This window comes from Acinetobacter sp. CY79, from assembly GCF_059515845.1.
In genome coordinates this window covers 1-15,906 of the sequence record NZ_JCAKMY010000019.1, presented here as the reverse complement: position 1 = coordinate 15,906, position 15,906 = coordinate 1, and the positions used below count along the sequence as shown (strand labels likewise).

Below are 15,906 nucleotides of genomic sequence, written 5' to 3'. Positions count from 1 at the left end.
CGAAGCATACATGTGCGCAGGACATACGCACACGCTTCAAAACATCAACTTAGAAGTCCTCCAAAAAAAGGAGATCAGGGCATGATCCACGCTGGCAATGCCATTACCGTCCAAATGCTTTCGGACGGAATCGCAGAATTCCGCTTTGACTTACAAGGTGAGTCGGTTAACAAATTCGACCGCGCAACAATTGAAGATCTCAAAGCTGCAATTGCTGCTGTCAAATCAAACGCTGAGATTAAAGGTCTTATCGTTACTTCAGGCAAATCAACGTTCATCGTTGGTGCCGATATCACAGAATTTGGTGAAAACTTCGCACTCGGTGCTGACAAAATCGTGGAATGGGCAATGCCTGTTCATGACATTTTCAACAGCTTTGAAGATTTAGACATTCCTAAAGTTGCTGCAATCAATGGTATGGCATTGGGCGGTGGTTTTGAAATGTGTCTGGTATGTGACTACCGTGTCATGTCAGAAGCAGCTCAGGTGGGCCTACCTGAAATCAAGTTAGGGATCATCCCAGGTTTCGGGGGTACGGTTCGTTTAAGCCGTGTCATCGGTATCGACAATGCCGTTGAATGGATGGCAATGGCGAATCCTAAACGCCCTGATGCTGCACTGAAAGACGGTGCTGTTGATGCAGTTGTAGCTGCAGATAAACTACAAGATGCTGCAATTGATTTGGTTAAACAAGCGATCGCCGGTCGTTTAGACTGGAAAGCAAAACGCCAAGAAAAACTTGATCCAATCAAGTTAAACCCACTTGAACAGATGATGGCATTTAACTCATCTAAAGGTGTGGTTCTAGCAAAAGCAAACCCAGCTCAATACCCTGCGCCAAAACTATTGCTTGATTCTATGCAAGCAGGTTCGAGCCTTGACCGCGCGGGTGCCATCCGTCAAGAAGCGGAGCATTTTGCTAAAGCTGCGGTAACACCACAAGCAGGTGCATTGATTGGTTTATTCATCAACGACCAAGTGGTAAAGAAAACGTCTAAAAAGCATGAGAAAGGTGCACATCCAGTCAACCAAGCAGCTGTTCTAGGTGCGGGTATCATGGGTGGTGGTATTGCTTACCAAGCGGCAAGCAAAGGCACATCGATCATCATGAAAGACATTGGTAATCCGCAACTTGCTTTAGGTATGAAAGAAGCCAATGGTTTACTGACGAAACAAGTTGAACGTAAGAAAATCACTGCTGCGAAAATGGGTGAAACCTTAGCGCGTATCCGTCCAACCTTAAGCTATGACGAATTCAAAGAAGTCGACATTGTGATTGAAGCGGTGACTGAGAACCCGAAAATCAAAGCAGCGGTTCTTGCGGATACTGAGAAGAATGTTCGTGAAAACACGATCATTGCATCAAATACCTCTACGATTTCAATCACACGTTTGGCTGAAAGCTTACAACGTCCTGAAAACTTCGTCGGTATGCACTTCTTTAACCCAGTACACATGATGCCGTTGGTTGAAGTGATCCGTGGTGAGAAAACTTCACCTGAAGCGATTGCGACAACTGTGGTACTTGCACAGAAAATGGGTAAAACACCAATCGTGGTGAATGACTGCCCGGGCTTCCTTGTGAACCGTGTATTGTTCCCTTACTTTGGTGCGTTCGACCTTCTTCTAAAAGACGGCGCTGACTTCCAACAAATCGACAAAGTGATGGAGAAATTCGGCTGGCCGATGGGTCCTGCTTACTTGATGGACGTGGTCGGTATTGATACTGGCGTTCACGGTGCAGAAGTGATGGCTGAAGGCTTCCCTGACCGTATGAAACCAAGTTTCAAAGGGTCTATTCAAACCATGTATGAAGCAAAACGTTTGGGTCAAAAGAACGACGTTGGTTTCTACAAATATGAATTAGACCGTAAAGGCAAGAAAGCAAAAACCGTTGATCCAACAGCATACGACGTGATTGCCCCTGTAGTAACAGGTGAAAAACGCGAATTTGATGCACAAGAAATCATTGACCGTATGATGCTTGCTTTCTGTAATGAAACAGTTCGTTGCCTAGAAGATAATATCGTCGCAACACCGAACGAAGCGGATATGGCAATGATCATGGGTGTAGGTTTCCCTCCATTCCGTGGCGGTCCAGCGCGTTATATTGATCAAACAGGTGTGGCTGAGTATGTTGCGCTTTGCGACAAATATGCTCACTTAGGTAAAGCTTATGAAGCGCCACAATTGTTGCGTGACATGGCTGCTAACAACAAAAAATTCTACGGTTAAGGAGCAACGTGAATGGCTAATTTAAATCCACGTGACGTTGTCATCGTTGATGGCGTTCGTTCAGCAATGGGTAAAACCAAAAATGGTATGTTCCGTAACGTCCGTGCCGACAATTTATCTGCTGAACTCGTACGTGCTTTGGTTGCTCGTAACCAGTTTGACACGAATGAAGTTGAAGATGTGATCTGGGGTTGTGTCAACCAAACCCTAGAACAAGGTATGAACATTGGTCGTAACATTGTGTTATTGGCTGATTTACCGAAGACTGTTGCAGGTCAAACGGTGAACCGTCTATGCGGTTCTTCTATGCAAGCGATTCATACTGCTGCGGCTCAAATTGCAACCAACCAAGGTGATGTGTTCATCATCGGTGGTGTAGAGCATATGGGTCACGTTGGTATGATGCACGGCATCGACTTGAACCCTCAAGCGTCTAAGCATTATGCAAAAGCGTCTAACATGATGGGCTTAACCGCTGAAATGCTCGGTCGTATGAACGGCATTACGCGTGAAGAACAAGATGCGTTCGGTGTTGAATCTCACCGTCGTGCTTGGGCTGCAACTGAAGCGGGTCGTTTCAAAAATGAAATCGTTGGCATTGAAGGTCATGATGCTGAAGGTAAACTTCAACTTTGCGATATCGATGAAGTAATTCGTCCAGATGCAAACCTTGAAGCGTTCAAAGCGTTACGTCCTGTATTCGATCCGAAAGGCGGTACGGTAACAGCTGCAACATCTTCAGCATTGTCTGATGGTGCTTCTGCGATGTTGTTGATGTCTTATGAGCGTGCTCAAGCTTTAGGTCTTAAGCCTCGTGCTGTGATTCGCTCTATGGCGGTTGCAGGTTGTGATGCTGCGATCATGGGTTACGGTCCTGTACCTGCGACTCAAAAAGCGCTGAAACGTGCTGGCTTAAGCATCGGTGATATTCAAACGATTGAATTGAACGAAGCGTTTGCTGCTCAAGGTCTTTCTGTCATGAAAGGTTTGGGGATCTATGACAAGCAAGACATCATCAACTTGAACGGTGGTGCAATTGCACTGGGTCATCCATTGGGTTGTTCTGGTGCGCGTATTACAACGACGTTGTTGAACGTAATGGAACAGCAAGATACACAAATCGGTCTTGCAACGATGTGTATCGGTTTGGGTCAAGGTATTGCTACAGTGATCGAACGTGTTTAAGTTTTAGATACGTAACCAATAAAAACCCCGCTTATTGCGGGGTTTTTTTGAAATAATTAGATACAAGTTTTAAGTAACAACTCTATTTTGTATACTTTTTTTTTCATCATTTGATGTTATATTTTGTGTACAAATTTTCTTAGAGTATATTTATGCAACGTACACTTCATAGCGTCGATTGGAATGAGTTAAACCAAGTTCCCTCCGAAATATTAAGCGGATCTGATGCCCACAATAAACTTATCGAACTCGGTATTGATGTTATAAAAGAGCTACAACTTGCTTTTCGATTGTCCAATAATGCTTATGCTATTCGCAAAAAAAAGAATCCTGGGCGCGCTATGGGGCGATGGGGTGATATATGTGAGCATGCTGATACGGTATTAGAACTATTTGGTTGGTCTTTAATTCGTAAAAATGGTCAACCTTGCCTTGTGAACTCTGAGAAAAATTTACAACTAATATTCATGTCACCTAATGATGAAGCTTTTGGTAATGAATTAAATGTTATTACTTCTAAATGTCATAAAGGGCGTGCAACTGAACTCAAATTATTAGCAAACAAATCACATTATGCAGACGCTAATTTTTTCAGAACTTTTATAGTTTACTATCAGCCAAGCAATTTAATAGATCTAGAAAATAGTGACTTTTTACCTTTTGAAATCGCATATGCCACGGGTATTTATAAGTTATCTACTGAAGGTCAAAAAACTAAGTGCTACCCTATTAATCATACTTTAAGATTGATTTTTTCTAGCTCTCTAGATGCTCCCGAAGCATATGAAGCACCTATTCCGGATGAAAATAATCCGATTACCGAAGATGATTTCGGAGACTTACAAGCTATTTAACACGTATTAGTTAAATAATTTGCTTTAACGAGAATTTGTATGTATCAACTTGACCGTATCAAAGCCGCGCAAAATCTGCGCGGTTTTAGTCATTCAAAAACAGCGGAAGCTTTAGATATCTCATTGGCTACTTTCAAAAAGTATCTAAGTGGCGACAGAACATTACCTCATGATTTCTGGCAAAAGGCATCTAAGATTTTCAATGTACCGACAACCTACTTTAAAGATAAAAACCCTACAACTTTCAGCATGACTGAAGTTAATTTTAGAGCTAGGGCACGAATTAAAGCTTCGTATTCAAATGCTATTGCTGAATATATCACGCTAGCCGAATCAATAAGTCATTACTTTAATAGGAATATTAAAAACCTACCTGTTTTTAATATTCTTGATGACTATAACCTTGACCCAGATAGTGAAGACTCTCCAGAAATAGCAGCTCTACGTGTGAGAAGTGAATGGGGATTAGGTATGCAACCTATTAACAATATTATTTCATTGTTAGAAGTTAAGGGAGTTAAAGTTTTTTCACTCCCATTAAATGTACGAGAAGTGGATGCCCTATCAATTTCTTTGGATGGTCAACCATTTGTTTTATTAGATACATTTAAATCGGCAGAGAGAACTAGATTTGATGCTGCTCATGAATTGGCTCATATTTTTCTGCATATTTACGATACGCAAACTCCTAATGATGATATTGATTATAAAAAGCGTGAAAGTGAAGCTGATCGCTTTGCATCATGTTTTTTAATGCCTGATGAAAGCTTTCTTTCTTTAGCTCCTAAAGAAATGAGTATCGGTAATATGCTTAAATACAAAAGTTATTGGCGTGTTTCATTACAAGCCATTAATTACAAATCTCATAAATTAAATCTTCTTACCGATTGGATATATAGAAGTAACTGCATGAAAATTAACTCTTTGGGATATCACAAAAATGAGCCAGAGCCGACCCATCATGATCAATCTGTCTTATATCTTAAGCTATTGAAACTACTAGACGCTAAAGGGAATTTTTCAGTTAATAATATGCTAGATGAAATTGGTATTTCTTATAATGATTTCAATAATTTAACTTTTCGATCTCTTGATGCTTTCAGTGAGTACAAAAAATCCAAGAGACCGAAACTTACTATCGTTAAATAAAAGCCCTGCCGGGCTTTTTTTTAAATCAGATTAAAAATCAATTGCCTTTCAATCCACCACGCCATTGATCACCAAACAACTGATTTAAACGTTGCTCATCAAAATTAATCTGAATCGCGCCTCCACCATGCCGTATATGATCCAACGCTTTTTCACGATCAATGCCCAATGGCTCAAGTATCTTAAATATTCCAGAACTCGGGTCAGTCGATTTAAAACCTGCCGCCACACTCAACACATACTCTTGTTGTAAAGGCGTCAACTGACTCATATCAGGCAATGGCGTTTGCGGTTGAATATTCAAAGCACCCATTTGATCATTAAATGTCGTATTCTGAATATCTTGCTCTTTCTTAATCATCTGATGCTGTAAAGCTTTACGAACTTTTTCATCTTCCTGAAACGGCGTCACCGTCGTCACGACTTCATCACGTAATTCATCATCTGCCATCAATTGAATCGACGGCAGACTCGCAACTTCCTCAGCTTGCGCAAAGATAAAAGGGATAGAAGCGACAACACTGAGAATCAAACAAAATTTAGAAAAATTCATAAGCTGACCTCTTGATCAGAACAACTCAAAACACATCGAGCCATCGGGAGAATGCCGAATAGAAAATAATCTATTAAATAGGCTACAACAATCATAACCATGATTCACGTAAGCTCAGATAAACGGTGGGACAGCTCACAAATCTATAAAAGCGGTAATGACTCAAGCTCTGCTCAACTCTTCCTGCTTAGAATATTGAGATAAACCTGATTATGATGTAATCACGATTGGAATAGTACAGTTAGCACGATTGAAAAAGGGTGCTCTCTCGCACCCTCTATGTCATTCAAACTTTAATGCTTAAGAATGATCAATGATTAAAAACGTACTGCTTTTTACCATTGGCTTTCGCGCTATATAGCCCGTGATCTGCACGTTGCAATAACCCAATATGTGTATCGGTATTAAACTGATTAAACACCGTTGCACCAATACTGACGGTAATCTCAATCTGCTCGCCTTTGTAGCGAAAGGGCTGATTTTTGCAGGCAATGAGAATCGCATCACAAGTGTCACGACATTGTTGAGCTGTCGCATCAGGCACCATGAACAAAAACTCTTCCCCACCCCAACGCGCAATCATGCTCCGCTTAATCTGCAACTGACGAAGAATTGATGTGATGTGATTAATCACCAAATCACCGACATAGTGACCATATTGATCATTCACTTTTTTAAAGTTATCGATATCTATAAGTAACAGATAGCCTGCTTTGAAATGTTCATCTGTGAGGACTTTTTCATGCACATAACGTCTATTTTTCAGCGCTGTAAGTTCATCTCTAAACATCAGGCGTTCGTAGCTTGAACTTAAGCGCTTATTGTTCAAAGAAATTTCGCAAACAAAGAGAAAAATAATGAGACAACATCCCAATGCCAGTCGATACGAACTGAGACGTGACAACATATGCGTTTCAAATGCTGTCCAATATTCGCCTGCCAGCGGTAAAGAGACATAGACACTACACACAAAACACATTAGCCCGATCAGAAAACTAAACTCTCGAAGCTTGTATTTAAAAATGAAATAACACATCAAAAATGGAAAAATAAAACACGCATAAAAAATCGGATCAGTCGAAATAAGGTACTGAATCACCCATGCCAATCCAATCAACGCATAATCAGTCCAAGCAATATTTTTCCAGTGACTCATGCCATACAAAATGCACATTACACTCATGCCTGTCGCAAACTGTTCCAGAAAATAATCCAAAAATTCGTAATAATTTAAGCCGAATTCAAAGATCATCATGAACAGTACGGCACCGACGGCAGCACTGATAATATTTGAAAAAGTAATCACAAAAGTGAGGTAATACTTAAATTGCGATGCACGCTCAGCAATCCAGTAATACACCCATATAAAAGTCACCACTTGAACCGCACTAATCAAGCTCAGTAGTACTTTAAAATCAATGGGTTTTGTTCGATCAAAGAGAAAAGACGCGATAAAAATAGAACTGAATGAAAATAACAATGTGAACAGTGTGCTATTGATTACTTTTCGACTTTGAATCAAATAGTATGCGGTGATGATGTTGATGATCCAAACTGGGCTAATCATCCATTCATGCGTATAGGCAATCGACAACGATGAAAGAATAAAAACAACCAGCCAAAGCACAACAATATTTTTCATGCGGATAATGATCTTTTGTAGGCATCACTGAAAAGCCGATCTAAAAAGACAGGCGATAGATGTGTCGCAGAAACTATAAGCATAATAACTCAATGAAACATTTGCTGTTTAGTCTATAAGCTTTAAGAATATGAAATTTAAGACACTCACGTTTTACTAGGAATTTGATATTTAACTCATACTTAATTGAAAAAAATTAAAATCTTCAAAAATTAGCCTCATTTGACTGGCTTTTATATTAAACAATTTAGTCGAAACAATTGTGTGATTAATTTAATCACAATATTTAACTCTATAAAGTTGACCTTCACCTTTTGACCTATTTTTAGTCATATACATTGAGCTAGGGATATTGAACTAGAGATAGTGAAATTCATCTGATCATTGAGTTCGATTAGGAAGCCACCTGTGAATTCAAAACGGCTTGTGATGAAGTCTCCTCATCAGATTCAAAAACTGAAGCGTTTTGCTTTTTCAGTTCCTCAATCTGAGCTTGGAACTCAATCACTTCTGCATACAACACATTGAACTTGCGCACATCTTCATCTTGCTCAAACAAAATCAGATTATCTTGTTTAACCCATTTTTTAGATTTTAACATTTCAAACATTTCTTCTGCGCGATTAAGAACTTCAAGCTCGATATGCAATAACGCCACCTCATTGCTTGCATCACGAGTCAACTTGAGTTTATCCAACATGGCTTGTTTCAGCTTTGTATTGACCTGAAGCGTTTCAACGTCAGCAATGGCTTTTTCAGTAATGGCTTTATTCTTCGCTTGAAACTCATCTGTGGACTTACGTACAGTATTCAGCATCGACTTGGTTTGTTGGTATGCTTGCTGCCGGTCTTGATTTAAACGTGCAATATTGAGAAATTGATCCCATTCTGCTCCATCCAACTGACGTAAATAGCTATTGCGCGCCTCAATATTATCCACCCAATAGCTCAGGATAAATTCAGACATGATTTTATAATCACCATCTAAGCGATCATCTTCAACATCCAATGTAATCGGCTTTTTCCAATTTTTGGCTTGGACATACAAAGTTTCCATTTTTTCAGTCATGACTTTATCAAACACTTTTTGGTCTGATACTTTATTGTTTAAATGATCCTGATAGAAAAAATACCCACACAGAGACAGAATCAAGAGCGTAATCAATATCAAGATGCGGCGCATACGCACCTCCAATACTCAGCAGTTTTTTTAATGTCTTGAGGCAGATCCAGCCAATAGACTTTCTCTTTTAAAAATTAGGCTTTTATATCATAAAGTTATGATAATTTTAACACTTTTATGAAATATTTAGTTATGCATCACACTTATTAACTTTTACTTGTTCTACGTTGAATATATTCTTCATAATATCATTGAATTATTGATATTTTATCGCTTATTTACCATACAAAAACAACTTATTATCCTTAATACATTATTTATTTCGAATCTATCAACAAGACACCTCCCTAAAAATCCAAATAAATCGAGTCATCATATATTCAATCAAACAGATAAAACGATGTGTTGCCGATTTAGCCCTTTAATTTTTATCTCATTGCCCACACTATATGCGTAATGATTATGGTTTAGAGAAAGAATATGCGTGTTGATATTTGGTCAGATGTAGTATGCCCTTTTTGTTTTATTGGTAAAAAACGTCTAGAAAAAGCAGCTGAGCAAGCGGGTGTTGAGCTTGAAGTATTTTGGCATAGCTATCAACTTGATCCAGATGCACCTATACGTCAAGAAAAATCCAACTCTGAACGTCTTGCTGAAAAATATAATCGTAGCATTGCTGAAGTTGAAGAAATGCAACGCAATATCGCAGCGATGGCAAAAGAAGAAGGGATTGAGTTTAATTGGGAAAATGCCAATTCAGGCAATACCTTTAATGCTCACCGGATTATTCACTTGGCTCAAAGCTTGAATTTAGGAAATGAAGCGAAAGAAGCATTCTTCTATAGCTATATGACTCAAGGTCTAGCAATCGGTGAACGTGAAACACTTGAAGATGTTGCTGCTCGAATTGGACTGAATCCAAATCAAGTTGAAGACGTACTGAATTCAGATGAGTTTTCTGAATTCGTGAAATACGATGAAGAAGTTGCACGTGATCAGTTAAAGGTGACAGGTGTTCCTTTCTTTGTGTTCGATCAACGTGTTGCCTTGGCAGGTGCTCAACCTGTTGAAGTCATGAAAGAGGTTTTAACCAAAGCCGTTGCAAGCATGAAAACGGATGAAGAACGTGAAGAAGAAGAGAACGTTCAAAACACATCTCCAAATGATGCATTGATCTGTTCTGATGATTCATGTGAAGTACCAAAAAGTTAATTTTCTCATTGGCTGATGACTAAGCAACAAATAAATCAGTGTGGTCTCCATCAACAGCCATAAAGCCCTCTATGGAGGGCTTTATTATTATCTAAAGTTTTTATCTTATCTGAAGTTTTTATCTTAGATGTTGAATTAAAGGGTCAAACAATCGTTATGAACAGGTTTCAACGTGATGATTGTCAAATGGATAAACTCTGATCCTGATTAATCGCCAAACACAATGTCGAAGAAAAAAACGTCTAAGAATGAATCAGGCGTGGATGAACAAGATTGATCCTTAACCTAGTCGACCAAAAAACTAATTTTAAGATTAACGCGATACTCTACAATTTTATCTTCTTTAATAATGACTTTTTGCTCATTGATCCAAGCCCCTTGGACGTTTTTCACCGTTTCTGTTACTTTTGCAATTCCAGACTGAATTGCATCTTCAAAACTTTTGGTACTACTTGAATTTACTTCAACGACTTTTGCAATTGCCATTTCCCTGTACTCTTTTAAAAATGTGAGTTTTTATCTTATGCCTCATCCCTGAAAAAGAACGCATGATTAAAAATTATACAAAGTAAAATTACAGATAAAATACAATCCTCTCATCCATGTACATCGCCTGTATACAAGACTACAGAAATAGAATACAGCGTTGCATAAATGATGTCTTTCAAACGGTTATTTTGATTTAGAATTGGTTTATCAAATTACTCGCGCTGTAATTTCTTTGATTTATTTTTCTTATTCTATAAGATAAAAAAGCCTCCATATTTGGAGGCTTTTTTATGCCTATTTTTCACACAGAATCCTTATAAATAATAATATCCTGTTGTTATTTATATATTTTTTAAAAAACTTGGGATTCAGCCTTGTCTTGATTGATATCAATGAATCACAGTTTGAATCTTTCACACGATTCAAAATAACTTTATTCATTTCATAAAATTTGTTAAAACCATAAAGCAACCTAAATTTTATACAGAATACAAATCCTTCATCTGATGTGGATTATTCCCCTCATTCAACCATTCAGCATGAACTTATTATGATGATTAAGATCAAAAAAATAACCTTTAAACCAACAATATTGACGCTTGCAGTTACTTTGATTTCCATGCAACACGCTTTAGCGAATAATCAGGATTCACCACAACATATAGCCCTACCTATAGTTGAGACTCAACAAACAGCGCCTCTTTCTTTTAAAGAAAAAAAGGTGAATGAAGATGGATTATCGACATTTTCCAATAATGTTGAGACCATCGATCAACGTGCCAAGCAAAGTTGGGGTTTACTTCAATCGATTCCACATGTAATCGATTTGACGCCTACTTTCTTACCTCAACAATCCGATCATCGAATATTACAAGACACTGCTGTGACTGAAGACTTAACATGGGCAGATCGTAAACAAAAATCGATCCGCAATTGGGCTGATCGCACTGCACAAAAAATGGATCATTGGTTTGGTGAAACCGATCCAAACGATCCTGCTAAAGCGACCTTAAGAGTCATTTTTGACAACCGTTGGGATAAACACGATGGCTATGAAATTAAGCCGAGAATTCGAGGAAAAATTGATTTACCCACCTTAGAGAAAAAGGTCAGTATCGTTTTTGGTGATGACTCTCTCGACAATGAAATCGAAAATAATGTGGCAATTACAGACGAAAACCCATCGAATGCTGCCGATAAAAAGTTTGATTCAGAGCGTACACGAGATGCCAATAGCTCTATTGCCCTCCGTTGGTCACAACTGTCAAAATCTTTACCATTTGATATGGATGCCGATCTTGGTATCCGTTCAGGTGATGATATCTACGCACGTCTTAAAGCCACTAAAGATTGGGAACTCAGCAATGATTTTAGCTTCCATGCAGAGCAACTCTATCGTTATGGAATCGACAGCGAAAATTATCTGAGAACTAACTTAGAGTTAACTCATGCTCGACCAGGTGAAGCCTTTTTATCGAATCAGTTTTATCTCACTTATGCAGATGAAGTAGAGGATGACTTGACTTGGGATAACCGCACCTATCGCCAACATCAATTTTTCCATGGCAATACCTTTAACTATGGGATTTATACAGGTGGTTATTACAACAACGACGATTTGCGACTTAACAGTTGGGGGCCGTTTGTATCATGGCGTCAACCTGTTTGGCGTGAATGGTTCTTTGTACAAGGCGACTTGAATTACTACAATGATAGTCGTGAGGATCGTAATCACTATGCACGTGCGCTGGTACGACTCGAAGCGATCTTTTAATTTTTAAACATATCTCGTACGTTATAGCACACTATAAAAAAAGCCCATCTCATCATGGGCTTTTATCACACTACGAAAAAAATCTCGATCAAATCGCATATTCAATTATCGAATCACTGAAACTCCATCATTCGCTCTGATACGGTTTTCCTTTGCAATTAATAGTTTTCCAGCATCCGAAAATGTCTCACTTAATCGATCATTCCATGATAAGTAACGTGCTGTTGATCAGAGAACGGATTAATATCATATTGCGCTATAGGCTTAATTGAACGTTCCAATTCATGAAATGATGATGCACATTTAAAGACAAAAAATGCGATTCGATCACATCCAATAAAAAAACCTCCCGAAGGAGGTTTTTTATTGATTCAGATTATTTTAATAACAAACTATTGATTCGTTTTAAATAACTCGCAGGATCTTCAGGTAGACCACCCTCTGCAATCACTGCTTGATCAAAGATCACATTGGCTAGATCATCAAACTGAGCTGAACCTTCAAGTTTTTTCACCAACGGATGTTCAGGGTTAATTTCAAGAATGGGCTTACTTTCAGGTACAGCTTGACCTGCTTGTTTCAGCATACGAATCAACTGCGGAGACAATTCTCCATCACTAGTGACCAAGCACGCTGGTGAATCAACCAAACGTGTTGTCACACGTACTTCTTTGGTTTTATCCTTAAGTGACTCAGACAGCTTCTCAACCACAGGCTTAAACTGTTCTGCCGCAGCTTCAAGTGCCTTCTTCTCTTCAGCATCTTGTAGATCCCCTAGATCAACAGCACCTTTAGACACGTTCTGCATTGGTACGCCATCAAACTCATGGACGAATTCCATTGCCCACTCATCGACACGATCTGCCATGAGTAGAACTTCGATACCTTTCTTCTTGAATAATTCAAGTTGTGGTGAGTTCTTCGCAGCAGCCAGACTATCAGCCGTCACGTAGTAAATTGCTTTTTGACCTTCTTTCATTGCTTCTTTATAAGCAGTTAAAGAAGTTGTCACCTCATCATTGGTTGAAGTTGAGAAGCGTAAAAGTTTTAAGATACGATCACGGTTACCCATGTCTTCGCCTAAACCTTCTTTGATCACAGAACCAAACTCAGCATAGAATTTTTTGAACTTTTCTTGATCTGCTTCATCTTCTGATTTTGCTAAAGCATCTAAAGTCGTCAAGATACGACGCGCATTCCCCTCACGAATGGTTTTTACATCACGGCTTTCTTGCAGTAATTCACGACTGACGTTGAGTGGCAGGTCTGCACTATCTACAACACCTTGCACAAAACGTAAATAGTTCGGAATCAAGTTATCTGCATCATCCATAATGAACACGCGTTTGACATACAGTTTGATGCCTGCTTTTGCTTCACGTGTGAAAATATTGTGCGGTGCTTTGCTTGGAATGTAGAGTAATTGCGTATATTCAGTGCTACCTTCAACACGGTTATGTGCCCAAGCCAATGGGGCTTCATAGTCATGACTCAGGTTCTTATAAAACTCAACGTACTGCTCTTCTGTCACTTCACTTTTGTTACGTGTCCAAAGTGCGCTCGCAGAGTTGATGGCTTCCCATTCATCGGTCTTCACATACTGACCAGGTTTTGCTTCCTCACCTTCAGCAGCTTCTTCTTTCTGCCAAACTTCTTTTTGCATTTCAATGGGCAAGCTGATGTGGTCAGAGTATTTATTGATAATTTGCTTAACTTTATAAGACTCTAAATAATCTAAAGCATCATCACGTAAATGCAGAATGATATCTGTTCCACGTGAAGCTTTTTCAATTTGAGCAACTTCGAAATCCCCTGTCCCGCCACTGATCCAGCGCACACCTTCAGATGCATCTGTTCCAGCACGTCGAGATTCAACGGTAATTTTATCCGCAACGATGAAGCCTGAGTAGAAGCCTACACCAAACTGACCAATCAACTGAGCATCAGATTTTTGATCTCCGCTCAATTTAGACATAAAGTCTTTGGTCCCCGATTTCGCAATCGTACCGAGATTATCAATCGCTTCTTGTTGGCTTAAACCAATTCCATTATCAGAAATGGTGATGGTCTTATTTTCTTTATCTAAAGTGACACGAACATGAAGTTCAGAGTCATTTTCATAATATTCAGGATGGTTGATCCCTTCAAAACGTAATTTGTCACATGCATCCGAAGCATTTGAGATCAATTCACGTAGGAAAATTTCAGGGTTTGAATAGAGAGAATGCGTCACTAAATGTAATAGTTGAGCTACTTCTGCTTGGAAACTATGCTTTTGTGTACTGCTCTCGCTCATGAATCACTCCTTAAAATTAAGCATCAATTTTACTTATGCATAATGAATGGAGTGACTTCTTGATTTTTCAATAGCTATAGATAAAAAAATTAGCATAAAGCATGAGATCGATAAAATTTGATCGATCTTAAAATGGACCCTGCTTATAGACTCTATCCATATACATTTCTAATTTCTGCTGGCGCATCTCATAAACATGCTTCAAACATTCAGTATTATCTTGGCATTGATCTCTCAATTCCAACCAACGTACTTGTTCTGAACGAATCTCAGAACGTGTTCCCATCGGGACTAAACGACGTACAATATTATAAGTAGTCACCATTTTCACATCTGCATCATTCAAACTCAGAGTGTTACAAATGCGTTGTTCTGTGCCTGTTTGTGCTTTGGAACAGTTAAAACTTGCTGCATGGGACTCCACCATAAATATTAAAGCTGTCAAAACGATGCCAATGCTTAGATTTTTTTTCATTCTATTTTACCCATGACTTATAAACAGCTTACTGCCTTTATAAAATCAAAGAAATGGTAAAATTGTTCACATTAATATTCGAAGCTCTTTTAATGCCCCCCAAATTCTTAAAAATGGACTGTCAAAAAAAAACCTTATCTTTCGATAAGGTTTTTCAAGCTCTAAATAGAACTTAGAATTTGTAGCTATAACCCAAAGTATAAATCACTGGATCGATATCTAACTTGAAATTACCAACAGCTGTTTCAACTTTTGGATTTAAATCTGCATAACGTACATCTGCAAATACACCCCAATTTTTAGCATCAGCAGGTTGGAAATTAAAACCGATTTGACCTGCGTATCCAAAATCTTCTTTAACTTTTACTGTTGTGCCAGCTAAAGCACCTGAAGTTTCTTCATCCCAAGGAATAAATGCTGTAGCACCTACACCAATATAAGGTGTGAACCCTGTAGAGTTTTTAAAGTTGTATTTTGCAGTCAATGTTGGTGGCAAATGCTTTAATTTAACACCAGCGATATTTGCTCCTGCCGCTGTTACATCTACATCATGATTAATCGGCGTAGCTAAAAGTAATTCTGCAGAAAAATTATCATTAAAGAAATATTCTACCGATGGGGTAAATGCCAACTCACTATCAGCCTCAACAGTAATTGGGCCAACCAATGAATTTACATTTGATTCTTGAGTAGGCGCAACTGCTGATCCACCTAACTTAACTTGCCATTGACCTGCCATTGCAGATGCAGAAAGACCCATTAACGCAACGAGAGCAACTTGCTTTAACATTTTAAATTAACCTCTGGAAGAATATTACTATTTAAATAAATATTTAAAACAATAATAAACATTGATCGACTTAATATGCAATAGCATTAAATAAAACAATCTATCAATATTTATATACAATTGATATTT

General features: G+C 38.5%; 13 protein-coding genes. 6 read left to right on the top strand and 7 right to left on the bottom strand.

What is annotated here, in order from left to right; genetic code table 11:
• The first annotated feature begins 81 nt into the window (after positions 1 to 81).
• The 4 genes from fadB (at position 82) to AC5YCE_RS09385 (ending at position 5,423) form a co-directional block, all read left to right on the top strand.
• Positions 82 to 2,235 (top strand): fatty acid oxidation complex subunit alpha FadB, encoded by a 2,154-nt coding sequence (fadB, locus tag AC5YCE_RS09400; RefSeq protein WP_496171870.1) that lies wholly within the window; start codon positions 82 to 84, stop codon positions 2,233 to 2,235.
• A gap of 12 nt (positions 2,236 to 2,247) precedes the next feature.
• A complete protein-coding gene (gene fadA / locus AC5YCE_RS09395; protein ID WP_496171869.1) occupies positions 2,248 to 3,420 on the top strand; it encodes an acetyl-CoA C-acyltransferase FadA in 1,173 nt (390 codons plus the stop codon).
• A gap of 152 nt (positions 3,421 to 3,572) precedes the next feature.
• Positions 3,573 to 4,274: a hypothetical protein gene (locus AC5YCE_RS09390; protein ID WP_496171868.1), complete on the top strand. Its 702-nt coding sequence runs from the start codon at positions 3,573 to 3,575 to the stop codon at positions 4,272 to 4,274.
• Between the two features lie 39 nt (positions 4,275 to 4,313).
• Positions 4,314 to 5,423 (top strand): ImmA/IrrE family metallo-endopeptidase, encoded by a 1,110-nt coding sequence (locus AC5YCE_RS09385; RefSeq protein ID WP_496171867.1) that lies wholly within the window; start codon positions 4,314 to 4,316, stop codon positions 5,421 to 5,423.
• Positions 5,424 to 5,460: 37 nt separating this feature from the next.
• On the opposite strand, the gene AC5YCE_RS09380 is transcribed toward AC5YCE_RS09385, so the two are convergent.
• From AC5YCE_RS09380 to AC5YCE_RS09370, 3 genes are all read right to left on the bottom strand, one after another.
• Positions 5,461 to 5,976, bottom strand: a complete 516-nt coding sequence (locus AC5YCE_RS09380; protein WP_496171866.1) for a hypothetical protein — start codon at positions 5,974 to 5,976, stop codon at positions 5,461 to 5,463.
• Between the two features lie 310 nt (positions 5,977 to 6,286).
• On the bottom strand, positions 6,287 to 7,618 hold the full coding sequence (locus tag AC5YCE_RS09375) for a GGDEF domain-containing protein (protein WP_496171865.1): 1,332 nt from the start codon (positions 7,616 to 7,618) through the stop codon (positions 6,287 to 6,289).
• 394 nt (positions 7,619 to 8,012) lie between these two features.
• Positions 8,013 to 8,801: a hypothetical protein gene (locus tag AC5YCE_RS09370; protein WP_496171864.1), complete on the bottom strand. Its 789-nt coding sequence runs from the start codon at positions 8,799 to 8,801 to the stop codon at positions 8,013 to 8,015.
• Between the two features lie 420 nt (positions 8,802 to 9,221).
• Here AC5YCE_RS09370 and AC5YCE_RS09365 point away from each other — a divergent pair, with 420 nt between their 5' ends.
• Positions 9,222 to 9,953 (top strand): DsbA family oxidoreductase, encoded by a 732-nt coding sequence (locus tag AC5YCE_RS09365; protein WP_496171863.1) that lies wholly within the window; start codon positions 9,222 to 9,224, stop codon positions 9,951 to 9,953.
• A gap of 285 nt (positions 9,954 to 10,238) precedes the next feature.
• Here the strand turns inward: AC5YCE_RS09365 and AC5YCE_RS09360 are convergent, their stop codons facing one another.
• The gene (locus AC5YCE_RS09360; RefSeq protein ID WP_496125742.1) at positions 10,239 to 10,439 is read right to left on the bottom strand and encodes a dodecin family protein; all 201 of its coding nucleotides are present in this window, start codon (positions 10,437 to 10,439) and stop codon (positions 10,239 to 10,241) included.
• A gap of 676 nt (positions 10,440 to 11,115) precedes the next feature.
• Between AC5YCE_RS09360 and AC5YCE_RS09355 the strand changes: the two genes are divergently transcribed.
• Positions 11,116 to 12,216 (top strand): hypothetical protein, encoded by a 1,101-nt coding sequence (locus tag AC5YCE_RS09355; RefSeq protein WP_496171912.1) that lies wholly within the window; start codon positions 11,116 to 11,118, stop codon positions 12,214 to 12,216.
• Positions 12,217 to 12,592: 376 nt separating this feature from the next.
• Here AC5YCE_RS09355 and htpG read toward each other — a convergent pair whose 3' ends face one another.
• From htpG to AC5YCE_RS09340, 3 genes are all read right to left on the bottom strand, one after another.
• Entirely contained in the window at positions 12,593 to 14,512 is a 1,920-nt protein-coding gene (gene htpG / locus AC5YCE_RS09350) for a molecular chaperone HtpG (protein ID WP_496171862.1), read from the bottom strand.
• Between the two features lie 127 nt (positions 14,513 to 14,639).
• Positions 14,640 to 14,987, bottom strand: coding sequence for a lysozyme inhibitor LprI family protein (locus tag AC5YCE_RS09345; protein ID WP_496125738.1), 348 nt, complete (start codon positions 14,985 to 14,987; stop codon positions 14,640 to 14,642).
• Between the two features lie 172 nt (positions 14,988 to 15,159).
• A complete protein-coding gene (locus AC5YCE_RS09340; protein WP_496125737.1) occupies positions 15,160 to 15,777 on the bottom strand; it encodes an OmpW/AlkL family protein in 618 nt (205 codons plus the stop codon).
• Positions 15,778 to 15,906: the final 129 nt, after the last annotated feature.

Coding starts and splice junctions, on each gene's coding strand:
- AC5YCE_RS09375 (WP_496171865.1), bottom strand. CDS start 7,618: ATGAAAAATATTGTTGTGCTTTGGCTGGTTGTTTTTATTCTTTCATCG.
- AC5YCE_RS09365 (WP_496171863.1), top strand. CDS start 9,222: ATGCGTGTTGATATTTGGTCAGATGTAGTATGCCCTTTTTGTTTTATT.
- AC5YCE_RS09370 (WP_496171864.1), bottom strand. CDS start 8,801: ATGCGCCGCATCTTGATATTGATTACGCTCTTGATTCTGTCTCTGTGT.
- htpG (WP_496171862.1), bottom strand. CDS start 14,512: ATGAGCGAGAGCAGTACACAAAAGCATAGTTTCCAAGCAGAAGTAGCT.
- AC5YCE_RS09380 (WP_496171866.1), bottom strand. CDS start 5,976: ATGAATTTTTCTAAATTTTGTTTGATTCTCAGTGTTGTCGCTTCTATC.
- AC5YCE_RS09390 (WP_496171868.1), top strand. CDS start 3,573: ATGCAACGTACACTTCATAGCGTCGATTGGAATGAGTTAAACCAAGTT.
- AC5YCE_RS09385 (WP_496171867.1), top strand. CDS start 4,314: ATGTATCAACTTGACCGTATCAAAGCCGCGCAAAATCTGCGCGGTTTT.
- fadB (WP_496171870.1), top strand. CDS start 82: ATGATCCACGCTGGCAATGCCATTACCGTCCAAATGCTTTCGGACGGA.
- AC5YCE_RS09340 (WP_496125737.1), bottom strand. CDS start 15,777: ATGTTAAAGCAAGTTGCTCTCGTTGCGTTAATGGGTCTTTCTGCATCT.
- AC5YCE_RS09360 (WP_496125742.1), bottom strand. CDS start 10,439: ATGGCAATTGCAAAAGTCGTTGAAGTAAATTCAAGTAGTACCAAAAGT.
- fadA (WP_496171869.1), top strand. CDS start 2,248: ATGGCTAATTTAAATCCACGTGACGTTGTCATCGTTGATGGCGTTCGT.
- AC5YCE_RS09345 (WP_496125738.1), bottom strand. CDS start 14,987: ATGAAAAAAAATCTAAGCATTGGCATCGTTTTGACAGCTTTAATATTT.